Annotated in this window: 23 protein-coding genes and 1 tRNA gene; 10 read left to right on the plus strand and 14 right to left on the minus strand. The window is 66.6% G+C overall.

Annotated features, from left to right (window positions below; all coding sequences use genetic code 11):
* The first annotated feature begins 300 nt into the window (after window positions 1–300).
* Complete coding sequence (locus WD026_RS00360; RefSeq protein ID WP_425721613.1) at window positions 301–1365, plus strand: hypothetical protein; 1065 nt, start codon at window positions 301–303, stop codon at window positions 1363–1365.
* 15 nt (window positions 1366–1380) lie between these two features.
* Here the strand turns inward: WD026_RS00360 and WD026_RS00365 are convergent, their stop codons facing one another.
* The gene (locus WD026_RS00365) at window positions 1381–2658 is read right to left on the minus strand and encodes an FCSD flavin-binding domain-containing protein (protein WP_425721615.1); all 1278 of its coding nucleotides are present in this window, start codon (window positions 2656–2658) and stop codon (window positions 1381–1383) included.
* Window positions 2659–2669: 11 nt separating this feature from the next.
* On the minus strand, window positions 2670–2972 hold the full coding sequence (locus WD026_RS00370) for a c-type cytochrome (protein WP_425721617.1): 303 nt from the start codon (window positions 2970–2972) through the stop codon (window positions 2670–2672).
* A 210-nt stretch (window positions 2973–3182) separates the two neighbouring features.
* On the opposite strand from WD026_RS00370, the gene soxC reads away from it, so the two are divergent.
* The 7 genes from soxC (at window position 3183) to soxB (ending at window position 9928) form a co-directional block, all read left to right on the plus strand.
* Window positions 3183–4523 carry a sulfite dehydrogenase gene (gene soxC, locus WD026_RS00375; RefSeq protein ID WP_425721619.1) on the plus strand — a complete coding sequence of 447 codons (1341 nt, stop codon included), beginning with the start codon at window positions 3183–3185 and terminating at the stop codon, window positions 4521–4523.
* Complete coding sequence (locus tag WD026_RS00380) at window positions 4523–5590, plus strand: c-type cytochrome (RefSeq protein ID WP_425721621.1); 1068 nt, start codon at window positions 4523–4525, stop codon at window positions 5588–5590. Before soxC ends, WD026_RS00380 begins: the two co-directional genes overlap by 1 nt.
* 102 nt (window positions 5591–5692) lie before the next feature.
* On the plus strand, window positions 5693–6148 hold the full coding sequence (gene soxY, locus WD026_RS00385; protein ID WP_425721623.1) for a thiosulfate oxidation carrier protein SoxY: 456 nt from the start codon (window positions 5693–5695) through the stop codon (window positions 6146–6148).
* A gap of 52 nt (window positions 6149–6200) precedes the next feature.
* Window positions 6201–6512 carry a thiosulfate oxidation carrier complex protein SoxZ gene (gene soxZ / locus WD026_RS00390; RefSeq protein WP_425721625.1) on the plus strand — a complete coding sequence of 104 codons (312 nt, stop codon included), beginning with the start codon at window positions 6201–6203 and terminating at the stop codon, window positions 6510–6512.
* A gap of 135 nt (window positions 6513–6647) precedes the next feature.
* Complete coding sequence (soxA, locus tag WD026_RS00395) at window positions 6648–7454, plus strand: sulfur oxidation c-type cytochrome SoxA (protein WP_425721627.1); 807 nt, start codon at window positions 6648–6650, stop codon at window positions 7452–7454.
* A gap of 58 nt (window positions 7455–7512) precedes the next feature.
* The gene (soxX, locus tag WD026_RS00400; protein WP_425723171.1) at window positions 7513–8124 is read left to right on the plus strand and encodes a sulfur oxidation c-type cytochrome SoxX; all 612 of its coding nucleotides are present in this window, start codon (window positions 7513–7515) and stop codon (window positions 8122–8124) included.
* A gap of 82 nt (window positions 8125–8206) precedes the next feature.
* Window positions 8207–9928 (plus strand): thiosulfohydrolase SoxB, encoded by a 1722-nt coding sequence (gene soxB, locus WD026_RS00405; RefSeq protein WP_425721629.1) that lies wholly within the window; start codon window positions 8207–8209, stop codon window positions 9926–9928.
* 76 nt (window positions 9929–10004) lie between these two features.
* On the opposite strand, the gene WD026_RS00410 is transcribed toward soxB, so the two are convergent.
* Together WD026_RS00410 and WD026_RS00415 are read right to left on the minus strand one after the other, a co-directional pair.
* Complete coding sequence (locus WD026_RS00410) at window positions 10005–11078, minus strand: porin (protein WP_425721631.1); 1074 nt, start codon at window positions 11076–11078, stop codon at window positions 10005–10007.
* A 255-nt stretch (window positions 11079–11333) separates the two neighbouring features.
* Entirely contained in the window at window positions 11334–12377 is a 1044-nt protein-coding gene (locus WD026_RS00415) for a porin (RefSeq protein ID WP_425721633.1), read from the minus strand.
* Window positions 12378–12587: 210 nt separating this feature from the next.
* On the opposite strand from WD026_RS00415, the gene WD026_RS00420 reads away from it, so the two are divergent.
* A complete protein-coding gene (locus WD026_RS00420) occupies window positions 12588–13013 on the plus strand; it encodes a dihydroneopterin aldolase (RefSeq protein WP_425721635.1) in 426 nt (141 codons plus the stop codon).
* On the opposite strand, the gene WD026_RS00425 is transcribed toward WD026_RS00420, so the two are convergent.
* The 9 genes from WD026_RS00425 to WD026_RS00465 form a co-directional block, all read right to left on the minus strand.
* Window positions 12949–13353, minus strand: coding sequence for a DUF4149 domain-containing protein (locus tag WD026_RS00425; RefSeq protein ID WP_425721637.1), 405 nt, complete (start codon window positions 13351–13353; stop codon window positions 12949–12951). The two genes, WD026_RS00420 and WD026_RS00425, sit on opposite strands and share 65 nt — an antisense overlap.
* Before the next feature lie 18 nt (window positions 13354–13371).
* Window positions 13372–14307 carry a demethoxyubiquinone hydroxylase family protein gene (locus tag WD026_RS00430; RefSeq protein ID WP_425721639.1) on the minus strand — a complete coding sequence of 312 codons (936 nt, stop codon included), beginning with the start codon at window positions 14305–14307 and terminating at the stop codon, window positions 13372–13374.
* Window positions 14308–14391: 84 nt separating this feature from the next.
* Window positions 14392–14982, minus strand: coding sequence for an NUDIX hydrolase (locus tag WD026_RS00435; protein ID WP_425721641.1), 591 nt, complete (start codon window positions 14980–14982; stop codon window positions 14392–14394).
* A 117-nt stretch (window positions 14983–15099) separates the two neighbouring features.
* Window positions 15100–15175: transfer RNA gene (locus tag WD026_RS00440), tRNA-Thr, on the minus strand.
* A gap of 40 nt (window positions 15176–15215) precedes the next feature.
* A complete protein-coding gene (locus tag WD026_RS00445; RefSeq protein ID WP_425721643.1) occupies window positions 15216–16223 on the minus strand; it encodes a class 1 fructose-bisphosphatase in 1008 nt (335 codons plus the stop codon).
* A gap of 11 nt (window positions 16224–16234) precedes the next feature.
* Window positions 16235–18907 (minus strand): aminopeptidase N, encoded by a 2673-nt coding sequence (pepN, locus tag WD026_RS00450; RefSeq protein ID WP_425721645.1) that lies wholly within the window; start codon window positions 18905–18907, stop codon window positions 16235–16237.
* Window positions 18908–18909: 2 nt separating this feature from the next.
* Window positions 18910–20014 (minus strand): peptide chain release factor 2 gene (prfB, locus tag WD026_RS00455; protein ID WP_425721647.1). Its coding sequence is split into 2 segments (ribosomal slippage): window positions 18910–19932 and window positions 19934–20014, totalling 1104 coding nucleotides; the frame shifts between segments, so codons are not numbered across the junction.
* A gap of 69 nt (window positions 20015–20083) precedes the next feature.
* Entirely contained in the window at window positions 20084–20614 is a 531-nt protein-coding gene (locus tag WD026_RS00460) for a hypothetical protein (RefSeq protein WP_425721649.1), read from the minus strand.
* A 78-nt stretch (window positions 20615–20692) separates the two neighbouring features.
* Complete coding sequence (locus WD026_RS00465) at window positions 20693–21607, minus strand: alpha/beta fold hydrolase (RefSeq protein WP_425721651.1); 915 nt, start codon at window positions 21605–21607, stop codon at window positions 20693–20695.
* A 35-nt stretch (window positions 21608–21642) separates the two neighbouring features.
* Here WD026_RS00465 and WD026_RS00470 point away from each other — a divergent pair, with 35 nt between their 5' ends.
* Window positions 21643–23370: an acyl-CoA synthetase gene (locus WD026_RS00470; RefSeq protein ID WP_425721653.1), complete on the plus strand. Its 1728-nt coding sequence runs from the start codon at window positions 21643–21645 to the stop codon at window positions 23368–23370.
* On the opposite strand, the gene WD026_RS00475 is transcribed toward WD026_RS00470, so the two are convergent.
* Window positions 23361–24050 carry an OmpA family protein gene (locus WD026_RS00475; protein ID WP_425721655.1) on the minus strand — a complete coding sequence of 230 codons (690 nt, stop codon included), beginning with the start codon at window positions 24048–24050 and terminating at the stop codon, window positions 23361–23363. The two genes, WD026_RS00470 and WD026_RS00475, sit on opposite strands and share 10 nt — an antisense overlap.
* Between the last annotated feature and the right edge of the window lie 63 nt (window positions 24051–24113).

A 24113-nucleotide genomic window follows, 5' to 3' on the forward strand; every position in this document is an offset into this window, starting at 1 on the left:
ATTCAACTCGAGTGGCCACGCCATAAGCCGGAGGACTGCGATGAACATCCTTTTCCGTGTCTCCTCGGTTTGCGAGAGTTGGGTTTGAATTACTTGATGGCCCACCCTGGTTTGCGAGAGTTGGGTTTCCGAGGATGCGATCTGAATCAGGAGGCCTGGGCCGAACTGGCATACGGGGCTGACCATAGGCAATGGTGGGACCGAAGGGGTCTGCAGGTTCTGGACTGCAGTGGTCTGAAGTGTCTGGGTGATAGCGAATTGGCTAGCTTGATCAAGAGTTCACCTCACCTGGAGAAATTGATGATCCCTGGCGACTGCCTGTCGACGGTCATCGACGCGCTGGATGGCCTGAAGGACCTGCAGACGCTGGTCATCAAGTCCATGATGTCTGATGACCTCCGCTTCCTCGTGGGGTCGACCCAGTGGCGGAGATGGGTAGAGAACCCGCCCCCAATTGCCACCATTGTTCTGGCGGACTGGCTTACCTGGGATCCATGCGAGCAGACACTGCACTCCTGGGATGACGGTCTGAAAACCTTCTTCGAATTCGTCGCCCGTATCCCGGGTTGTGTGACAGTGAAGTTGGGGAAGATTGAAGGCTATCGGGACTTCTGTCGGATGCTGGGCGATGCCCTGAACTCCCGAACAGAGCCCTTCAATCTTCACATGACCTCAACGGGAGACAGGGGCAGACCGGGATTCTCGGATGAATGGATCTCGGATGACGAGGTCGACATATCGATCCAGACAGCGATGCTGGAAGAACTCTCGGAGTCGGCGCCGATACATTCGCTGCACGTCAAGCTGGGCTGTGACGAGTGGGAAAGGGACAGTGCGCCAGTCGAGGCCATCACTGGGGTGTTGAACCGTATTGACGGCTTGCAGCGCCTGGTCCTGGACATTTCCGATTACGAACTCGCCCGCTCCTCTGGGGAGCAGGGCGCGCCAAGTGCTCACGATGTGCGTTCCGATCTGCTCGTTGCCATTGACGCCCACCCGCGCCTGTCCTCCCTGGTTTTCCATGGGTTGGATTCATGGGCAAGTTTTGACCCCGAGGCGGATAAAGACTGGAAGCGGCTGATCCTCGCCAAGAGCATTCCGGAGTCCATCGCGAACGAAATGGTTCGCCACTCCGCTTCCCCCCTCGGCAACATTCCGAGCGAGCTGACCCGTTTTGTCTTGGGGGTGGATGACGATTCGTCGGTTGCAGACGTGCGGTGGGCCGGCCAGACCCTGGCCCAACTGAACCGGCAGAACTACAACCGGTGGGTGGGGTACTGGAACGCCCGCACCCCTCAGTCGGTGGCGTCGCCCTTCTTCAAGCAGTTGACGCCGCTGGCCCCTGGCAACTCAGACCAGGTCTGAGCTGCCAGGGGGCTTTCATGCCAGGGTGTCGGCCCAGATGTTGCGCGCCCAGGCCATGGCGTACTGGCCTTCCAGGGCGCTGGCCGATGCCGACAGGCCGCCCGAGCCGGGCACGGTCAGCATGGTCTTCTTCTCGGCGTCGTAGCGGTGCACGCTGGCCACGTGCACCACGTCGGTGGCGGTGACGAAGCTGTAGCAGGTGTTGGCATAGATCGGCAGGGCCGGCGGCTCCTTGCCCTGCAGCAGCGACACCACGGCGGCCGCACAGGTCTTGCCATGCTGGTTGGCCATGTGGCCCGACTTGGGCATGAGCGGTGCCACCTGGATGGCGTCGCCCAGCACGTGGATGTTCTTCTGGGCCTTGGATTCGAAGGTCAGGAAGTCCACCTCGCACCAGCGGTTGTTGGCGGTGGCCAGACCGGTCTTCACCGCGATGCTGCCGGCGCTCTGGTTCGGGATGACGTTGAGCACGGCAGCCTTGAAGTCGTCGTTGAACTCGAACTTCAGGGTGTTGGTGGCCACGTCCACATCGACCACCTTGTGCTTGGGGCGGTAGTCGATCATGCCCTTGTAGTGCTCGTCCCAGGCCTTCATGAACAGGCCCTTCTTGGAGGTGATGTCGTCGTTGGCGTCGAAGATCACCACCTTGCTGCGCGGCTTGGCCTGCTTGAAGTAGCTGGCCACCATGCAGGCGCGCTCGTAAGGGCCGGGCGGGCAACGGTACGGGGCCAGGGGGATCGACATGGCGTACACGCCACCGTCGGGCATGGCTTCGAGCTGGGCGCGCAGGGCGGCGGTCTGCGGGCCGGCCTTCCAGGCATGCAGCACCTTGTCCTGGGCGCCGGGCTTGTTCAGGCCCGGGATGTCATTGAGGAAGTCGATGCCGGGCGAGACGATCAGGCGGTCGTAGGGCAGCTCGGCGCCGCCGGCCAGCTTGACGGTGCGCTTGGTGGCGTCGATGCTGTCCACCCGGTCGCGCACCAGGCGCACGCCGTGGCGCTTGCTCAGGTTGTCGTACGGGGTGGTGATGTCGGCCATGGTCTTGTGACCGCCCACCACCAGGTTGGAGATGGGGCAGGACACGAACATGGCGTTGGGCTCGACCAGCGTCACGTCGATCTGGTAGTCGGAGAACATGCGCACGTACTTGGCGGCGGTGGCGCCGGCATAGCCGCCACCGATGACCACCACCTTGGCGCTGCTGCCACCGGTGCTGGCGCAGCCTCCCAGCAGACCCAGGCCCGCCACGGCGGAACCGGCACCCAGCGTCTGGACGAATTGACGGCGTTTCATGGTGGTGCTCCTCAGGGTTTCTGTGCGGCGAAGTAGGCCGAGATCTGGGCCAGCTGCTCGTCGGTATAGCCCTTGGTCAGCTGGTGCATGATGGTCGCGGGCCGCTGGCCGCTCTTGTAGGCCAGCAGCTTGGCCAGCATCTCGTCCTTGTTCTGGCCGGCCAGGTTGAAGCCACCCTGTTGGGCGCGGCCGTCGGTGCCGTGGCAGTTGGCGCAGGCCGCAGCCCACACCTTGACTTGATTGACTTGGGCTTGGGCGCCCAGGGAAGCGGCCAGCAGCGTGCTCGCAGCCAGCCATTTCAACGTGGTGTGCATCGTGGTCTCCAGCATCTCGTTGGGGAAGGTCCTCGGAAAATGTAGCAGACACCCCAGGCCGGCCGGGGCAGGCCATGCACGTGAAGGCGGGTATTGGAGATGAGGGTTTGTACCCATACAAATATTAGCAATCACTCATATATTCATGTTCATCGACGGGCGTGTCCGTACAGGCCCCCGCTCCTCAGCGCCTCTTCAAGGAAGACCCCCGTGTCCGACGACCTCCGCCATGTGATCGGCCGCATCCTGCCGGCTCCGGAAAACCACCTGGATGCCGCGCGCATGGAAGAAGCGCGCAAGGCTCGCCGGTCCTTCATGGGCAAGGCACTGGCCATGGGCGCCGGCGCGGTAGCGGCCGCCGGTGCAGCACGGCCGGCCCGCGCCGAAGGCGAGGACGCCATCCTCAAGTTGCCCGAACACACCACCGGCCTGGGCCAGGGCGTGGCCACCGATGGCTATGGCAAGCCGAGCAAGTGGGAATCGAACCTGCAGCGCCGCCAGAGCCCGGGCCTGACCCGGGTCAACCAGGCCTCGGTGAGCTTCACGCCGCTGCAAGGCCTGTTCGGCATCATCACGCCCAACGGCCTGCACTTCGAGCGCCACCACCAGGGCTGGTGGGACATCGATCCCTCGAAGCACCGCCTCATGGTGCATGGCATGGTCAAGCGCGAGCGCGTGTTCACCATGGACGACCTGATGCGCCTGCCCAGTGTCTCGCGCATCCATTTCATCGAATGCGGCGCCAACTCGGCACCCGAGTGGGGCAACGTGGCACTGCCCTCGGTGCAGTACACCCACGGCATGCTGAGCTGCTCGGAGTTCACCGGCGTGCTGCTGTCCACGCTGCTGGAGATGTGCGGCTACGACAAGAAGATCGCGCGCTACGTGCTGGCCGAAGGTGCCGATGGCTCGTCCATGACCCGCACCATCGACATCGAACGCGCCATGGACGACTGCATCGTGGCCTGGGCCATGAACGGCGAGATGCTGCGACCCGAGAACGGCTACCCGCTGCGCCTGGTGGTGCCGGGCATCCAGGGCGTGAGCTGGGTGAAGTACCTGCGCCGGCTGGAAGTGGGCGACCAGAAATGGGCCACCAAGGACGAGGCCATCCATTACATCGACCACATGCCCGACGGCACCCACCGCCAGTACACCGGCATCCAGGAGTGCAAGAGCGTCATCACCACGCCCTCGGGCAGCCAGACCCTGCTGGACAAGGGCTACTACAACGTCACCGGCCTGGCCTGGTCGGGCCGGGGCGCCATCAAGCGGGTGGACGTCAGCGTGGACGGCGGCCGCAACTGGCGCACCGCCCGGCTCGAAGGCCCCATCCTGCCCAAGGCGCTGACGCGCTTCAACATCGACTGGGTGTGGGACGGCAAGCCCGCCATCCTCCAGAGCCGCGCCATCGACAGCACCGGCTATGTGCAGCCCAAGATCAACCAGCTTCGTGCGGTGCGCGGCACCCGCTCGGTCTACCACCAGAACGCGATCCAGTCGTGGCGGGTGGCCGAGAACGGCGAAGTCTCCAACGTGCAGGTGTTCTGATGATCCGCCCCGTCCTTGCTGCCATCGCACTCGTTGCATCCTCTGCCGGCCTTCCTGCATTCGCGCAGGCCCAACCCTGGCATGAACTGGGTCGCCCGGCCACCCAGGCCGAGATCAAGGCCTGGGACATCGATGTCCGCCCGGACTTCAAGGGTCTGCCGGCCGGTGCCGGCAGCGTGTCGCTGGGCGAGCGGGTGTGGGAGAGCCAGTGCGCTTCCTGCCATGGCGTCTTCGGCGAATCGAACGAGGTGTTCACCCCCATCGTCGGCGGCACCACCAAGGCCGACATCGCCCGCGGCCGGGTCAAAAACCTGGAGGAGGGCAGCACCTTCCCCCAGAAAACCACCATGATGAAGGTGGCCACCGTGTCCACCCTGTGGGACTACATCAACCGCGCCATGCCCTGGAACGCGCCCAAGTCGCTCAAGACCGACGAGGTGTATGGCGTGGTGGCCTACATCCTGAATCTGGCCGAGGTGGTGCCGGCCGACTTCACGCTGAGTGACAAGAACATCGCCGAGGTGCAGCAGCGCATGCCCAACCGCAACGGCATGGTGTTTTACGAGCCGCTCTGGAAAGTGAACGGTCAGGGCGACGTGAAGAACGTGGCCTGCATGAAGGACTGTCCCACCGAGGCCACCGTTCGCTCCTTCCTGCCCGACTTTGCCCGCGATGCCCACGGCAACATTCTTGAACAGAACCGTGGCATCGGCCCGGTGCGCGGCGCCGACACCACGAAGCCGCCGCCGGCCAGCCTGCCCAAGGGTGCCGCTGCTGCACCCGTGGTGGTGGCCGCTGCTGCCGCCACCGGCCCTGATGTGAAAGGGCTGCTGTCGAAGAACTCGTGCACCGCCTGCCACGGCATGACCAGCAAGCTGGTGGGCCCGGGCTTCAACGAGATTGCGGCGCGCTACAAGGGCCGTGCCGATGCCCAGACGTACCTGGCCGGCAAGATCCAGTCGGGCGGCTCCGGCGTGTTCGGCTCGGTCCCCATGCCGGCGCAACCCCAGCTCTCCGACACCGATGCGCAGGCCCTGGCCCGCTGGATCGCTGCCGGGGCGCGCTGAGGTCCATGTCCCCACCCGCCGTGCGCCCGTAATTTCCACAGTCGCCACCCGCCCACCGCGTCGCTACACTCGCCCTTCGCTTTTTTCCCACAGGAGCCTCCCATGAACCGCTCACGCCGCGTCGCCCTCCAGTCCACGGGCGCTTTTGCCACCCTCGTGTCCCTGGGCCTCATTACCCAGAGCCAGGCCCAGGCCGCCGTCAGCGCTGCCGGCTTCGAAGCCAAGAACCTCGGTGACGCCCTCAAGGCCATCGGCGGCACGCCGGCCAGCAGCGACCAGGTCACGGTGGTGGCCCCCGACATCGCCGAGAACGGTGCCGTGGTGCCGGTGGGCGCGGTCAGCAAGCTGCCCAACACCACCGACATCATGATCATCGTGGAGAAGAACCCCTCGCCCCTGGCAGCGGCCTTCACCATTCCCGCCGGCACCAATGCCGACGTGCAGACCCGCATCAAGATGGGCCAGAGCTCCAACGTGATCGCCGTGGTCAAGGCCGACGGCAAGCTGTACTCGGCCACCAAGGAAACCAAGGTCACCCTCGGCGGCTGCGGCGGCTGATCCACCGCCTTCCGAGTCCGAACCTTTCACCGAACATTCCCAGGAGATTCCCATGGCAGATCCGATGCGCATCCGTGCCGCTGTGGCCGGCGACGAAACCACTGTCCGCGTGCTGATGTCCCACATCATGGAGACCGGCACCCGCAAGGACGCCAGCGGTGCCACCATTCCGGCACACCACATCAAGGACGTGCAGGCCACCCACAACGGCAAGGTGGTGCTGCAGGCCCAGTTCAGCGGCGCCGTGGCCCAGAACCCCTTCCTGTCCTTCAAGTTCAAGGGCGGTGCCAAGGGCGACAAGGTCGTGGTCAAGTGGACCGACAACAAGGGCGACACGCGCACCGACGAAGCAGTGATCAGCTGACCCCCCCGCCGCGCTGCGCGCGACCCCCCCAGGGGGGCGTCACCGGTGGACTGGCAGAGCCAGATCCACGGTGACCCTGGATCGAGACACACGACGCCAGCCTCTCTGGCGCCGACAACAAGGAGGAGGCAAACCATGAAACTGAACCTTCAACGCGCTGCATGGGCGCTGTTTGGCGTTCTGGCGGCCGGCACTGTCCAGGCCCAGTCGTCCACGGCCGAGGGCATCGCCAAGTACCGCGAGATGCTGCAGGACGGCAACCCCGCCGAGCTGTTCGAGATGAAGGGCGAGGAGCTCTGGAAGCAGAAGCGGGGTCCGAAGAACGCGTCGCTGGAGCAGTGCGATCTGGGCAAGGGCCCGGGCGTGATCGCTGGCGCCTTCGTGGAGCTGCCGCGTTACTTCAAGGACACCGGCCGTGTGCAGGACCTGGAGACCCGCCTGATCACCTGCATGGAAACCCTGCAGGGTTTCAAGGCCGAGGAGATCATGCGCACCCCGTTCGGCCGTGGCGAGATGGCCAATGTCACCGCGCTGGCCACTTATGTGGCCACCGCTTCGCGCGGCATGAAGTTCAACCTGCCGCAAAGCCACGCGCAGGAAAAGCTGATGTACGAAACCGGCAAGCGCCTGTTCTTCACGCGGGGCGGCACGCACGACTTCTCGTGTGCTTCGTGCCACGGCGCCGACGACAAGCGCATCCGGCTGCAGGACCTGCCCAACCTTACGAAGAACCCGGGCGACGGCATCGGCTTTGCCGCCTGGCCGGCCTACCGCGTGTCCAACTCGCAGATGTGGGGCATGCAGCTGCGCCTGAACGACTGCTTCCGCCAGATGCGCTGGCCCGAGCCCAAGTTCGGCAGCGACGCCACCCTGGCCCTGTCGGTCTACATGGGCGTGAATGCGAAGTCGGCCGAGTCCATCGTGCCTGCCATCAAGCGCTGAAGGGAAACAACCCATGATGTTCAACCGAACCCTTCTCACCGCCGCATCGCTGGCCGGCATGACGCTGCTGGCGGCCTGCAGCTTTTCCCCGTCGTCGGCCGAGGTCGAGAAAGCCTCCGCCACCATGCTGCAGCAGTCCTTCCAGGCGCGCGGCATCGCCACCCTGGACCGCCTCGACCAGGACCAGGCCAACGCCGCCTGTGCCACCGCCGACATCGAAGGCAAGCCACTGGACGAGAAGCTGGCCAAGGCCATCGAAGACGCCAACATGAAGACGGTGAAGTGGCCGTCGGACGGCAAGTTCCTGGGCGACTGGAAGCAGGGCGAGGCCATCGCCCAGAGCGGCCGTGGCCTCACCTGGACCGACAAGGCCGGAGACGCCAACGGAGGCAACTGCTACAACTGCCACCAGATCAGCAAGGAAGAAATCTCCTTCGGCACCCTGGGGCCCAGCCTGTACCAGTACGGCAAGCTGCGCGGCGTCACCGACCCGAACAGCCCGGCCGCCAGGCCCATGCTGGAGTACACCTGGGGCAAGCTGTGGAATGCCCGTGCCTACAACGCCTGCTCGCAGATGCCGCGCGTGGGCCACAAGGGCATCCTGACCGAAACCCAGCTGCGCCATGTGATGGCCCTTCTGCTGGACCCGGCGTCCCCGGTCAACAAGTGACACGCCATCCCCGGTGGGCAAACGCCCCCGGGGATTTTTTCTGCTGCAAATATCAGTGATCGATGATTGAGAAGGCCACCCCATGAGCTTGAGCCGCCGTGAATTCCTGCAGATGCTGGCCGTGGCCAGTGCCACCGGCATGGCCCTGGACCATCGCGACGTGCTGGCCGCTGCGCCGGGTGCCGGCGAGAAGCTGTACGAGGTGCCGGCCTTCGGCAACGTCAGCTTCCTGCACTTCACCGACTGCCACGCCCAGCTCACGCCCATCCATTTCCGCGAGCCGAGCGTGAACCTGGGCGTGGCCGACGCCGTGGGCCGTCCTCCGCACCTGGTGGGCGAGAAGTTGCTCAAGCACTTCAACATCCGCCCGGGCACCGCCAGCGCCCACGCCTTCAGCTACCTCGACTTCACCCAGGCGGCGCGCACCTACGGCAAGGTGGGGGGCTTTGCGCACCTGGCCACGCTGGTCAAGCATATGCGTGCCAGCCGCCCGCATGCGCTACTGCTGGACGGTGGCGACACCTGGCAGGGTTCGGCCACCTCGCTGTGGACCAATGCCCAGGACATGGTGGACGCCTGCAAGCTGCTGGGCGTGAACATGATGACCTCGCACTGGGAGCACACCTTCGGTGCCAGGCGGGTGCAGGAGATCGTCGAGAAGGATCTCAAGGGCCACATGGAATTCCTGGCCCAGAACATCAAGACCACCGACTTCGAGGACATCGTCTTCAAGCCCTACGCCTTGCGCGAGATGAATGGCGTGAAGGTGGCAGTCATCGGCCAGGCCTTCCCCTACACGCCCATCGCCAACCCGCGCTACATGGTGCCCGACTGGACCTTCGGCATCCAGGACGAGCACATGCAGAAGATGGTCGACCAGGCCCGCGCCGAGGGTGCCAAGGTGGTGGTCGTGCTGTCGCACAACGGCATGGACGTGGACATCAAGATGGCCTCGCGCGTGCGCGGTGTGGACGCCATCCTGGGTGGCCACACCCACGACGGCATGCCCGCCCCGGTGGTGGTGCGCAACGGCGGTGGCCAGACCCTGGTCACCAACGCCGGCTCCAACAGCAAGTTCCTGGGCGTGCTCGACTTCGATGTGCGCGGCGGCCAGGTGCAGGGCTTCCAGTACCGGCTCTTGCCGGTGTTCAGCAACCTCTTGCCGGCCGATGCGGCCATGCAGGCGTACATCGACGGTGTGCGTGCGCCCTACAAGGCCCGGCTGGACGAGAAGCTGGCCGTCACCGAAGACCTGCTCTACCGCCGCGGCAACTTCAATGGCTCCTGGGACCAGGTCATCTGCGACGCGCTCATGCAGAACAAGGGCGCCGAGATCGCGTTCTCGCCCGGCGTGCGCTGGGGCACGTCGCTGCTGCCGGGTGACGTCATCACCTACGAGCGCATGATGGACCAGATGGCGCTGACCTATCCGGCCACCACGCTCAACGAGTTCAGCGGCGAGCAGATCAAGACCATCATGGAAGACGTGGCCGACAACATCTTCAACCCCGACCCCTACTACCAGCAGGGCGGCGACATGGTGCGTGTGGGCGGCATGACCTACACCATCAAGCCCACCGCGCCCATGGGCCAGCGCATCCACAACATGATGCTCAAGGGCAAGCCCATCGAGGCCGGCAAGAAGTACAAGGTGGCCGGCTGGGCGTCGGTGCAGGAAGGCGCCCAGGGCGAACCCATCTGGGACGTGGTGGCCGGCTACCTGCGCGAGAAGAAAGTGGTCAAGGGCGTGCGTATCAACAGCCCCCGCATCGACGGCATGAAGGGCAACCCGGGGCTGGCATGAAAAAGCCCGCCGGCCTTGTGGGCTGGCGGGCTTTGCCTCGAATCGCCCGCAGGTGGCGGGTCGCCTCAAGCCTGCGTCAGAAGGTGTGGATCAGGCCCAGGGCGTAGATGTCGCGCTGGCGAATCTTGGTGCCGGCTGCGTCCTTGATGTCGCCATTGGTGAGCGCTGCATAGGCGCGGGTGCGCTTGGACAGCGAGTAGGTGGCGCCCACAGAGAAGGCGCTGCCTTTTTCGAAGGCTGCACCCGCGCGTTTGGCTTTGGCGGTGCTGTACCCGACCGAGAAGTCCCATGCTTCCACCGGCACGTTCACGCCCACCGTGTAGGTGTTGGCTTTGACCGGGGTTGCAACATTGACCTCCTTGGCCTGGTTCCAGCCGCCCGAGACACGGAACAAGCCGAAGTTGTACGCGGCAGCAACGGTGGTGTACTTGAGGTCGTCGGTGATCAGGTAGCTGTTGGCCGGGGTGGTGGCATTGAACCCGGCCTGGCTGTTTTCCTGATAGGCTACACCTACATCAAGATTGCCTGCCTTGTAGCGAAGGTTGTAGGCCACCACGTCCTTCTTGACGGGCGACGCCTCTTCGTCGAATCCGTAGCTCACGCCAAAGGTCAGACCGCTGAACGAGGGCGATTCGTATCGGACCTGGTTGTTCGCACGGTCGCCGTAGTCACGCAGGCCGCCGACGCCATTTGTGGTAGTGGCGCCGGTGCTCAGAACGGTCTCGGTAGACGCCAAGTTGCCTGAATCCCACAGGTTGCTGCTGACCATCAAGTCGCGGATGTCGTCGAACGACGTATCGTGACGACCGAGCTTGATAGTGCCGAAGCCACCGGACAGACCCACGACAGCAGCGCGGTCACCCAGAACGGTTTGTCCGGGCGCATCAGGGCTGAAACCGGTCTCGATGATGAACAGCGCACTCAAGCCACCACCCAGATCTTCGGTGCCACGGAAGCCCAGGCGGCTGGTGGTGATGTTGTTCGAGAACATCTGGGTCACGTTGGCCGGGCCGGCACCGTTGGTGATGTTGCCGACCTTGGCCGAGCCGATGGAAGCGTCCAGGCGGCCATAGACCGTGACCGAGGATTGCGCCATCGCGGCGCCCGACAGGGCCATGGCGGCCACTGCAATCAGTTGCTTGCTGTTCATTACCGGGTTACTCCAGAGGTTGTGTCATGCCGGTCGGCATGCATGCACCGCAGGCACCTTGCCGCGCGGCTGGCGCAGTATCGAAACCCCTCAACGGCGGTACCGTGGTGGGTACAGTGCATTTTTGGTATCGACGCAACACTCCGGTGCGATGCCGGAATCCCACCTGCCCGGCGGCCATGAAAAAAGCCCCCCGGCCTTGCGGCCGGAGGGCTTCAACGAGCCTTGAAGAACCGGGGTTCCGGTCCGTCAGGATCAGAAGGTGTGGGTCACGCCCACGGCGTAGATGTCGCGCTGACGCACTTTCACGCCAGCGGCGTTCTCGATGTCGCCGTTGGTCAGAGCTGCGTACAGGCGGGTGCGCTTGGACAGCGAGTAGGTCACGCCGGCGGAGAAGGCATCACCCTTTTCGAAGGTGGCGCCTGCCTGCTTGGCCTTGGCGGTGCTGTAGCCCAGGGAGAAATCAAGCGCGTTGACCGGAACGTTCACACCGATGCTGTAGGTGTTGGACTTGCGTTGGGTCTGGTTCTTGGCCTGGTTCCAGCCGCCAGAGACGCGGAAGGAGCCGAAGTTGTAGGCGGCGGCCAGGGTGTTGTACTCGAGGGTGGTGTCCACCAGCGCGGCGCTGATGTTCTTGTTTTCCTGGTAGCCGTAGCCGACATCCAGGGCGCCGGCCTTGTAGCGCACGTTGAAGGCGGTCACGTCGCTCTTGGCGGGCTTGGTGGCTTCGCCGAAACCGTAGCTGGCGCCGAAGGTGAAGCCGCTGAACGAGGGCGACTCGTAGCGGATCTGGTTGTTGGCGCGGTCACCGTAGTCGGCCAGCTGGCCGACGCCCAGCGATGCGGGAACGGCACCGTTGGCACCGGCGCCCACGATGGTTTCGGTGGAGGCCAGGTGGGTGGAGTCCCACAGGTTGCTGCTCACCGACAGATCGCGGATGTCGTCGAACGAGGTGTCGTGACGGCCCAGCTTGATGGTGCCGAAGCCACCGGACAGGCCGACCACGGCAGCGCGGTCACCCAGGGTGGTGGCGGCCGGTGCATCGGGAGCGAAGCCGGTCTCGATGATGAACAGGGCGCTCAGGCCACCGCCCAGGTCTTCGGTACCACGGAAGCCGATGCGGCTGGTGGTCAGGTTGTTGGCGAACATCTGGGTGTTGCTGGTCAGGGCAGCGCCGGGGGCGCCCACCTTGGCAGAACCCACCGATGCGTCCAGACGGCCGTAAACGGTGACGGAAGATTGCGCCATGGCGGCGCCGGAAGCGGCCAGAACGGCCAGAGCAATCAGGCTCTTTTTCATGAGGATGTGACTCCGTGTGGAATGAGGTCAAGGCCGCTAGGCCTTCGTCTCCTGCACCGTGCAGGGGGACGGAGGGTATTTTCCCCAATCACGCGGGACATTTTGTCGTTGAGGAAAAAATAGACGGGGTATTCACTGATTTACGACACCCTTCATGCCCCCGGCTTCTTTTCATATGTCTGACACATTGGTTGGCGCCCGCCATCTCGCATGAACACGCACAGCACCATCGAGCTGCGCGACCTGCGCATCGAAGCCGACATCGGCACTTACGGCCCGGACGACACGGTGCCCGATCACCACTGGCTGGACCTCACGCTGGTGATCCGCCCGGAGCAGGTGCTCATCGATGCCGACGGCATGGACCGGGTCTTCGACTACGACCCGCTGGTGGTGGAGATCGACCGGCTGGCCCGCGACGGCCACTACGAGACGCAGGAGCGCCTCATGACCCGCATCGTGCAGGCGTGTGCGGCATACCCGGATGTGCTGGCCCTGGAGATCGGGCTGCGCAAGACGCCGGTGCGGCAGGGGTCGGGTTCGCTGGGGGTTCGCGTGGCGGTGGATGGTCCTACGCTGGACCGATGGCGAAGCGTGCCAGCACCCAGCCGGCCAGACCGATGTGCGCCAGGGTGATCAACACCGATGCGCCGTGCAGCCATGCGAAGCGCTTTTTCTCGCCGGCATCGGTGGCGACGTTGATGGCCGGCATGAGCAGCTGGCGGGTGGGCACCACGGTGATGGCGATGGTGGCCAGCAGCACGGCAGAGAAACGGTCGGTGCCCACGCACAAGGCCGCCCCGATCGCCGCGGTGCCCAGCACGAACAGGTAGAAGTGCGGGAAGGCTGCGCGGATGGTGGACCGCGCCTGCGGCATGGGCAGGGCGGTGAACAGGAAGGCGGCGAAGCCGAAGGAATAGAGCGTCATGCCGCCAAACAGCAGCGCAACGACCAGGACAGCAGCGATGTCGAGCATGGTGGGCGGGGTTGGGGGTCAGATGCGGCGGGCCAGCACCACGGCAGCGGCCGATCCGCTGCCCACGATGCGGCACCACAGGCGCAGCGGCCAGGGGGCTGTACCTGCCAGTGCAGCGGCCTCGTCGCGGTGGTGGCATTCGTCGGCCTGGCATTGAAGCAGCAAGGGCAGCAGCCCGTCCGGGCCACCGTGCTGGCGGATGTGGTCGATCTGCTGCTGGTAGTGGTGGTCGACGAAGGTTTCCACCGCCGCAATCGTCCCGTAAACCGCGCGCCGCCCCGCCAGCGCCGGCAGGGCGCCGGTGAGCCAGCCGGCCAGCCGCCAGGGGCCCAGCAGACGGCTGCGTTGCGTCGGGGGCAACCAGCCTTCGATGAGCCGCAGATGTTCGGATTCGGTGGCGCCGTGGCGCTCGGCGAATGCCAGCAGTTCGGCATCGCCACGCCAGCGGGCCACGGCGGCGATGCCCCGATAAATTTCCACCGCACCGGTCTCGCCCGCATGGTCGGAGCGCAGCTCGCGCACCAGGTGCGGCGACCAGCCCGGTCCGTTGACCTCGGCCGGCGGCTCTATCCGCCGCGCCAGCGATTGCAGCGTCGGCCGCACCCGCAGAAAGCCGTTGTACGACCGCTCCATCAGCCACAGCATGCCGGGCAGGCGCGAGAGGCGGGCCAGCCAGCGCCAGCCGGGCAGTCGTGCCCACATGGCGGCGAAGGCGGCGGCGCCGTCCAGGCGCGAACCGTCTGCCCGCTGCACATGAAAGCGCGCCAGCAGGCGCTGCTGTTCGGCCTGCAGTGCGGGGTCGGTGGTCTGGCTGATGTCCACGAAGCACAGGGCGGCATCGCCCTGCCGCTGCGCCAGTCCCTGCACATGGGCGATCTCGCGCCGGCACAGCGGGCAGCCGCCGTCGTACAGCACGGTCAGCGTGTCATCGGTGGTGGGGTGGCGGGCATTCATGCGGGGCGGATGCTAGGGCAAGCCGGTGCCCCGTGCGGGCGTCGGGTTACTGGGGAAATACGGCCGCCAGCTGCCTTGGCCGCATCAGCGGCAGGGGTCCCGGACCGGCAGAACCCCGTCCCGCCGGGCCTGCAGCAGGGCCAGGCGCGCCGCATTCCACAACACGACCTGCGAAGGCTCGCCGTCGGCGGTCTTCAGCACCACCTGTGGCGAGTCCAGCGCCTGCTGCAGTTCGTCGTGGTCCACCCAGACCCACTGGTTGCGCTCCACATCGGCGCAGCGCCGCGGCTGAGCGATCTGCGCCGCCGGCACGAAGGGCAGCCTCAGCCCATAGGTGTGAAAGCCCGAGCGCCCGGGCGCCACCGAGGGCCCCACCAGATCGGCCTGCACGCCCGACAGATCGCCGAAGGCGCAGTTGGACTCTTCGTGGAACTCCCGCAGCGCGGTGCGGGCCGGGGTTTCTCCGGCCTCGGCCTGTCCCCCGAGATGACCCCAGGCCTGTCGGCCGGGCGCCGGATCGAAGGCCAGCAGGTGCAGGGCCGAACCCTCGCGGCAAGCGTACGCCGCAATGCCGGCGGGCGGCCCGGCCTGCGCCGCAGCGGCCGCCCACGGGCCCACCAGGGCCAGCAGGCCAAAGCCGATGAAGGCGGCTCGAAGCAGGGCGGTGGCGGGCATGGGCAAGGCGGTGGGTGCGACGGATGCGGACGCACCCAGCATACGCAGGACCGATGACAAGTCCGAGCCCATGAAAAAAGCCCAGCGGGTTAAGCTGGGCTAAGTCATTGATTTACTTGGTGCCGGAAAGAGGAATCGAACCCCCGACCTTCTCATTACGAATGAGCTGCTCTACCGACTGAGCTATTCCGGCACAGCCCGAGATTATAGCCAGCCACCCTGCCCGGGCAGGCTCAGCGCTCCAGGTGGTAGCCGGTGACCCGCTCGACCTCGTTGCGCGAACCCAGGATCACGCTCACGCGTTCGTGCAGCTTGGTCGGCACGATGTCCAGGATGCGCTGGCGGCCGTTGGTGGCGGCGCCGCCAGCCTGTTCCACCAGCCAGCCCATGGGGTTGGCCTCGTACATCAGGCGCAGCTTGCCGGCCTTCTCGGGTTCGCGCTTGTCCCAGGGGTACATGAAGATGCCGCCACGGGTGAGGATGCGGTGCACGTCGGCCACCATGCTGGCGATCCAGCGCATGTTGAAGTCCTTGCCGCGCGGGCCTTCCTTGCCGGCCAGGCATTCGTCCACATACCGCTTCACCGGGGCGTCCCAGTGGCGCATGTTGCTCATGTTGATGGCGAATTCCTTGGTGTCGGGCGGGATCTGCACGTTCTCGCGGGTGAGCACGAACGAGCCCTGCTCGCGGTCCAGGGTGAACATGGCCACGCCGTCGCCCACGGTCAGCACCAGGGTGGTCTGCGGGCCGTACACGCAGTAGCCGGCCGCCACCTGCTGGGCGCCGGGCTGCAGGAAGTCCTGCTCGCTCACGCCGCTGGTGCCGTCGGGCTTTTTCAGCACGCTGAAGATGGTGCCGATGCTCACGTTCACGTCGATGTTGCTGGAGCCATCGAGCGGGTCGAACAGCAGCAGGTACTCGCCCTGCGGGTAGCGGTTGGGCACCAGGTAGATGCCCTCCATCTCTTCGCTGGCCATGGCAGCCAGATGGCCGCCCCATTCGTTGGCCTCGATCAGCACCTCGTTGGCGATGATGTCGAGCTGCTTCTGCACTTCGCCCTGCACGTTCTCGGAGTCGGCCGAGCCGAGCACGCCGCCCAGGTCGCCCTTGTTGACGGCCTGGCTGATGGTCTTGCAGGCGCGGGCCACCACTTCAAGCAGCAGGCGCAGCTCGGCGGGGATCTTGCCGTCGACGCGTTGCTGTTCGACCAGGTAGCGGGTGAGGGAAATCTTCTTGCTCATGGGGTGGGCTTTCAGTCGGCCAGCGCGCGGGTGACCACCTCGCGCACATCGTTGCTGAGTTCGGTCTGCGCGGCCACGCGGGCAATGGCCTCGCGGGCGGCGCTGCGGTAGGGCTCGGCCAGCTTCTTCCAGCGGTCCAGGGCGCGTGCCAGGCGGGCGGCCACCTGCGGGTTGAAGCGGTCGATCTCGATGACTCGGTCGCTCCAGAACACGTAGCCGGCGGCATCCATGCGGTGGAATGCGCCGGGGTTGGCGCTGCAGTAGCTGAAGATCACGCTGCGGGCCCGGTTGGGGTTGCGCAGCGAGAAGTCCGGGTGGTTGAGCAGCTGGCGCACCGCCGGCAGGATGTTGCCGCCCCGGTCGGGCGCACCGGCCTGCAGCGCGAACCACTTGTCCAGCACCAGGGCTTCGTGGCGGAACAGGGTGTGGAAGCGGGTGAGGGCGTCGGCCGCCAGCGGGCTGTCGCTGATCACCAGGGCCGAGAGCGCATTGAAGCGGTCGGTCATGTTGCCGGCGTCCTTGAAGCGCTGGTAGGTCTTGCCGGGCCACACGGTGTCGCCACTGGCGCGGGCGCTCAGGCACAGCATGGTCAGGGCCAGGCCGCACAGGGCGCGGCGGCCGGCGCTGCGCGGGTCGGGGCGGTAACCCCCGTTGTCGTTGTGGGCGTCGAGCGCCCAGACCCAGTCGTCGTACAGGGCGGTGGCCAGTTGCTGGCGCATGGCCTCACGCACCGCGTGCACCCGCTGCGGGTCGACCACATCGAGCTGCTCGGACATGTAGGTCTCGCTCGGGAAGGTGAGCACCAGTTCCTTGAAGGCGGCGTCCAGGCTGTCGTGGCGCAGCACGGCGCGCAGGGCGTCGATGACGGCGCGGTCCAGCGGCATGGGATTGACCGGGCCGGGCGTGCCGATGGCCGCGAGTGCGCGGCGCAGCACCAGGCGCTGACCCGCTTCCCAGCGGTTGAACGGGTCGCTGTCGTGGGCCAGCAGGGCCAGCAGCTGCGCGTCGGTGTAGTCGTGTTCCAGCACCACCGGGGCCGAGAAGCCGCGCAGCAGCGAGGGTACCGGCTCGGCCGCCAGACCGTCGATGCGCAGGCTCTGCTCGGCCTCGGTCAGCACGAACAGGCGCTGCTCGGCGGTCAGCGGCAGGTCGCGGCCGTCGGCGTCCAGCAGGCCCACGGCCACCGGAATGACGAAGGGCTGCTTGAGCGCCGCGCCCGGCGTGGGCGGGCAGGACTGCGCGAAGTGCAGGGTGTAGCTGCCCTCGGCGGCGTTCCACTCGCTGCGCACCTTCACGCGCGGCGTGCCGGCCTGGCTGTACCAGCGCTTGAACTGGGGCAGCAGGCGGGCCAGGGTGCTGTCGGGGTTGGCGTCGGCAATCGCCTGGGCGAAGTCGTCGCAGGTGACGGCCTGGCCGTCGTGGCGCTCGAAGTAGAGCTTCATGCCCTTGGCAAAGCCATCGCGTCCCACGAGGGTCTGCATCATGCGCACGACCTCGGCGCCCTTCTCGTAGACCGTGACCGTGTAGAAATTGTTGATCTCCACGTACTGGTCGGGCCGCACCGGGTGGGCCATGGGGCCGGCGTCCTCGGGGAACTGGGCGGTGCGCAGCACGCGCACGTCCTCGATGCGCTTGACCGCGCGCGCCGACGGATCGGCGCACAGGTCCATGCTGAATTCCTGGTCGCGGAAGACGGTCAGGCCTTCCTTGAGGGAGAGCTGGAACCAGTCGCGGCAGGTCACGCGGTTGCCGGTCCAGTTGTGGAAGTACTCGTGGCCCACCACCGATTCGATGTTCGCAAAGTCGGTGTCGGTGGCGGTGGCGCTGTTGGCCAGAACGTACTTCGTGTTGAAGATGTTCAGGCCCTTGTTCTCCATGGCGCCCATGTTGAAGTCGGCCGTGGCCACGATCATGAAGCGTTCCAGATCGAGCGGCAGGCCGAAACGGGCCTCGTCCCAGGCCACGCTGGCCATGAGCGAATTCATGGCGTGTTCGGTCTTGTCCATGTCGCCGGGGCGCACGAAGACCTGCAGCAGGTGTTCGGTGCCGCTGCGCGAGACGATGCGCTGCTCGCGCGCCACCAGGTTGCCGGCCACCAGGGCGAACAGGTAGCAGGGCTTGCGGTGCGGGTCGACCCACTTGGCGAAGTGACGGCCATCGTCCAGCTCGCCGCTGTCGACCAGGTTGCCGTTGGACAGCAGCACCGGGTAACGGGCCTTGTCGGCGCGCAGCGTCACGGTGTAGCTGGCCATCACGTCCGGCCGGTCCAGGAAGTAGGTGATGCGGCGGAAGCCCTCGGCCTCGCACTGGGTGAAGAAGGTGCCCTGGCTCACGTACAGGCCCATGAGCTGGGTGTTCTTCTCGGGCGCGCAGGTGGTGAAGATTTCCAGGTCGAAGGGCGCCTCGCCCTCCGGCAGGTTGTCCAGCACCAGCTGGCCACCGTCCATGCGGAAGGAGCAGCCGGCGCCATTGACCAGCACGCGGGCCAGGTTGAGGTCTTCACCGTCCAGCCGCAGCGGCTGGGCGGCCACGGCGGTGTTGCGGCGCAGGCGCATGCGGTTGAGCACGCGGGTCTTGACCGGGTCGAGGTCGAAGCTGAGTTCGACGGTGTCGATCCAGTACGCCGGGGGGGCGTAGTCTTCGCGGCGCACCAGGGTGCTGGGGCCTTCACGGAGGGACATCATGTTCAAACCCCTTGCTTGAGGGAGGCTTCGATGAAGGGATCGAGATCGCCGTCCAGCACCTTCTGGGTGTTGGAGATCTCGACGTTGGTACGCAGGTCCTTGATGCGGCTCTGGTCGAGCACATAGGAGCGGATCTGGTGACCCCAGCCCACATCGGTCTTGGTGTCTTCCAGCTTCTGCTGTTCTTCCATGCGCTTGCGCATCTCGAAGTCGTACAGGCGCGAACGCAGGCGCTGCCAGGCGACGTCGCGGTTGCTGTGCTGGCTGCGGCCGTCCTGGCACTGCACCACGATGCCGGTGGGGATGTGGGTCAGGCGCACCGCCGAGTCGGTCTTGTTGATGTGCTGACCACCGGCTCCGCTGGCGCGGAAGGTGTCCACGCGCACGTCGGCCGGGTTGATGTTGATTTCGATCGAGTCGTCGATCTCGGGGTAGACGAACAGCGAGGCGAAGCTGGTGTGGCGACCGCCCGAGCTGTCGAACGGGCTCTTGCGCACCAGGCGGTGCACGCCGGTCTCGGTGCGCAGCAGGCCGAAGGCGTACTCGCCCTCGATCTTGATGGTGGCGCTCTTGATGCCGGCGGTGTCGCCCGCGGTCTCGTCCTCCACCGTGGCCTTGAAGCCCTTGCGTTCGGCGTACTTCAGGTACTGGCGCAGCAGCATGCTGGCCCAGTCGCAGGCCTCGGTGCCGCCGGCACCGGCCTGGATGTCGACGAAGCAGTTCAGCGGATCGGCCGGGTTGTTGAACATCCGGCGGAATTCGAGCTTCTCGACATCGGCCTTGAGGTTCGCGGATTCGGCCTCGATGGTTTCCAGGCCGGCGTCGTCGCCGTCGGCGGCCGACATCTCGAACAGCTCGAGGTTGTCGGCCAGCTCACGCGTGAGGCGGTCGAGCACGACCACCACGTCTTCGAGCGACTTCTTTTCCTTGCCCAGTTCCTGGGCGCGTTTGGGGTTGTCCCAGACGGTCGGGTCTTCCAGCGCGCTGGAGACCTCGGAGAGTTTCAGGGCCTTGGCATCGTAGTCAAAGATACCTCCGGAGTTCGACGACCCGTGCGGTCAGGTCTTCGAGCTGGCTTCGGATGGCGTTGCTGCGTTCGGCTTCCATGGCGTTCTTCCTGCGGTGTTCTGGGTAAAGGCGAGATTTTCTCACGCCCCCGCCGCCCCACGCAGCGGGTCAGAACCGCCAGGTGCCGCCCACCATGATGGCCGCCGTGCCCAGCAGCTGCACCTGCAGCGCGGCCCGGTCGGTCAGGCGCCAGCTGGCCGAGGGGATGACCACCGGCGCAAAGCCCCCCACGTTCAGGGGCACCTTGTCCTTGTAGCGGCCCACATAGCCATAGATGATGCCGGCGCTCACGCCCAGGCTGAGCTGTGGCACCGAGGACAGCAGGCCCTCCCATTCCTTGCCCACGAACACATAGGCCGAAGGCTGACCGAAGGAGTTGTTGAACAGGCTGAAGCCGCAGAAGCGGCCGTTCTCCAGCCGGCGGCTCAGGCTCAGCGCATGGACCGTGCGGTGCTCGGGCGAGTAGGTCCAGTGGTGGGTGTAGGGGGAATAGAACAGCTCGTACTTCGGGCGGGTGGGTTCGGCGTCATCGCCGAGGCCCGGGCACAGGGTGTCGGACGCGCCGGCGTGGGCCAGCGGAGCGGCGGCCAGGGCCGCCAGGGCCACCAGGGAGGAGAGGGTGCGTTGGATGGAGGGCATCGCGCGAGTGTGCCTGCCCAGACTTAAGGCTTTTGTGTGCGTCCGCCGGCAAGCGGCAACCAGGTGTTTCAGCCCGCCTCAGACGTCTGCCAGAAAAGCCTCCACCCGCCGCGCCAGTTCGGCCGGCTGATCGTGGTGCAGCATGTGCCCGCAGTCGGGCAGCTCGGTCTCCTGCAGCTGCGGGATGTGGCGGATGCGTTCGCGGTAGTCGGCCAGGGTGTAGCGGTCTTTCCACCACAGGGCCAGGCTGTCGTCGTTGGCGGTCACCGACAGGGTGGGCGCCGTGATGCGTTCGTACACCGCCACCGCCTCGTCGGCCCGGTACAGGTAGGCACTCACCACCTTGTGGGCGGCGTCACCCAGGATGGTCCAGCGGCCTTGCGCGTCCGGTGCGGCCCAGTGGCGGGCCAGCCATTCGGCCTTGTCGGCCGGCAGGCGCGGGTTGGTCTTCATGAGACGGCGGGCCACGCCGTGCACATCGTCGTAGGTCTGCAGGCCCTTGCTGCCCTGGCGGCAGTCGCGGATCTCGTCGAGCCACTGGGCGTAGCGTCCCGGCGCCTGCGCGGCCCGGGTGGCGGGCATGCCGAAGCCCTCCAGGTTGACCAGGCGGCGCACCCGGGCCGGTCGCACCCCGGCATAGATGGTGGCCACGTTGCCACCCATGCTGTGGCCCACCAGGTCCACCGGCTGCTGCGGCGACAGGTCATCGAGCAGGGCATCCAGATCGCCCAGGTAGTCGGGGAACCAGTAGCTGTCCACCGGCGGGCCGTCGCGCCGCGTCAGTCCGAAACCGCGCCAGTCGGGGGCCACGATCCAGCGGTCCTGCGACAGCGCATCCACCATGAACTGCCACGATGCGCCCACGTCCATCCAGCCGTGCACCAGCACCAGCGGCGGGGTGTGGGGGTCGGGTTCACCCCAGACGCGCAGGTGATAGGACAGGCCGCGAACCGGCCGGAATTCGCTGCGGGAGGGGCGTCGTGCTTGGTACATTCGACCGATCATAGAGACGCCCACGGAGACACACGATGCCCCCACGTCAAGGCAGCGACACCCCGCGCCCCGACCTGCACCATGCCCTGCACAGCCGCTTCGGCTGGCAGGTGCCGGCGATGTTCAACATGGCCGAGGTGTGTTCGCGGCGCTGGGCGGCCGACCCGACACGCGCCCGTGCCACGGCGGTGATCGACACCGCCCCCGGCCAGCCCGACCGCGCCTTCACCTACGCCGACCTGCAGGCCCAGGCCAACCGGTTGTCCAATGTGCTGGCCTCGCTGGGCGTGCGCCGGGGCGACCGGGTGGCCATCGTGCTGCCGCAGCGCTTCGAGACCGCCGTGGCCTACATGGCGGTGCTGCAGATGGGCGCGGTGGGCATGCCGCTGTCGCAGCTGTTCGGCCCGGAGGCGCTGTCGTACCGCCTGCACGACAGCGAGGCGGTGGTGGCGCTGTGCGACGCCGGCACGCTGCCCGGCATTCAGGCGGTGGCGGGGGAGAGCCCGCTGCTGCGCCGTGTGATCAGCGTGGATGCGCCGGCCGACGGCGGCGTGCTCGACTGGCGAGCCCTGTGCGACCAGGCCCATGACCGCTTCGACCTGGTGGCCACCCATGCCGACGACCCGGCCGTGCTCATCTACACCAGCGGCACCACCGGCAACCCCAAGGGCGCGCTCATCCCGCACCGTGCGCTCATCGGCAACCTCACCGGCTTCGTGTGCAGCCAGAACTGGTTCGGCTTCGATCCCTTCGATGCCCGCCAGCCCTCGAAGGCCGTCTTCTGGTCGCCGGCCGACTGGGCCTGGACCGGTGGCCTCATGGACGCGCTGCTGCCCACGCTGTACTTCGGCCGGCCCATCGTGGCCCACAACGGCCGCTTCGGCCCGCAGATGGCCTTCGAACTGATCGAACGCCATGGCGTGACCCACACCTTCCTGTTCCCCACCGCGCTCAAGGCCATGATGAAGGCCTTCCCTGAACCATCGAAGCAGTTCCGCTTCCGGCTCGAGGCCATCATGAGCGCCGGCGAGGCGGTGGGCGATGCGGTGTTCGCCTACTGCCGCGAGCAGCTGGGCGTGGTGGTCAACGAGATGTTCGGCCAGACCGAGATCAACTACATCGTCGGCAACTGCGACCGGCTCTACCCGGCGCGGGCCGGCAGCATGGGCAAAGCCTACCCGGGCCACCGGGTGGCCGTCATCGACGACGAGGGCCGCGAATGCCCGCCGGGAACGCCGGGCGACGTGGCGGTGCACCGCCTCGACGTGCACGGCGACCCCGACCCGGTGTTCTTCCTGGGCTACTGGAAGAACGAGCATGCCACCCGGGGCAAGTTCACCGGCGACCCGGCCAGCAGCTGGTGCCGCACCGGCGACCTGGCGGTGCAGGACGCCGACGGCTACCTCTGGTACCAGGGCCGCAGCGACGACGTGTTCAAGGCCGCCGGCTACCGCATCGGCCCGAGCGAGATCGAGAACTGCCTGGTCAAGCACCCGGCCGTGGCCAACGCCGCGGTGGTGCCCAAGCCCGACGCCGAGCGCGGCGCGGTGGTCAAGGCCTATGTGGTGCTGGCGCCGGGCCACACCGGCAACCCGGCGCTGGTGGCCTCGCTGCAGGCGCATGTGAAGGGGCAGCTCGCGCCCTACGAGTACCCCAAGGAGATCGAGTTCATCGACGCCCTGCCCATGACCACCACCGGCAAGGTGCAGCGCCGGGTGCTGCGCCTGCAGGAAGAGGAGCGGGCGCGTCAGGCTCAGCGCTGAGCGGTGTTGGCCGGCTCGGCCACGTAGATCTCGACCCGGCGGTTGGCGGCGCGGCCGGTGGCGCTGCTGTTGTCGGCCACCGGCTCGCGCGAGCCACGGCCGTCGGTGGTGAAGCGCGCGGCCGATACGCCCCGGCCCACCAGGTAGTCGCGGGTGGCGTTGGCCCGGTCCACCGACAGCGGGTTGTTGATGGCGTCGCTGCCGGTGTTGTCGGTGTGGCCCACGATGGTGACCTGCGTCACCTGGTTCTGCTGCAGCGTGCCGGCAAACTGGTTGAGCACGCCGGCCAGCGTGGGGCTGATGGCCGAGCGGCCCACGGCGAAGCCGGCATCGGCCGGCACATCGAGCTTGAGGCGGTTGTCGGCGGTCTGGCTCACGCCGATGCCGGTGCCTTGCGTGGCCTGTTCCATGGCCTTCTTCTGTTCCTGCATGCGGGTCGACCAGATGTAGCCGCCCAGTGCGCCAGCGCCGGCACCGATCACCGCGCCCTGCGTGGCCCCTTTCGATCCGCCGGTGAGGCCGCCCAGCACGGCGCCGGCCAGTGCACCGATGCCGGCGCCCTTGGCCGAATCGGACTGGGTCTCGCTCATGTTGGCGCAGCCGGACAGGACCAGCGCCACGGCCACGACACCCAGGGTCGGGCGGGACAGGCGGGCAGACAGGGATTGGGTGCGGTTCATGGGTTCTCCTTGAAGGTCGTTGTTCGCGCGGACCTAAACTTATACCCCTGACCGGTATCGCCT

Origin of the sequence: Hydrogenophaga sp. R2 (genome assembly GCF_049843595.1) — a bacterium.
Taxonomy (GTDB): Bacteria; Pseudomonadota; Gammaproteobacteria; order Burkholderiales; family Burkholderiaceae_C; genus Hydrogenophaga.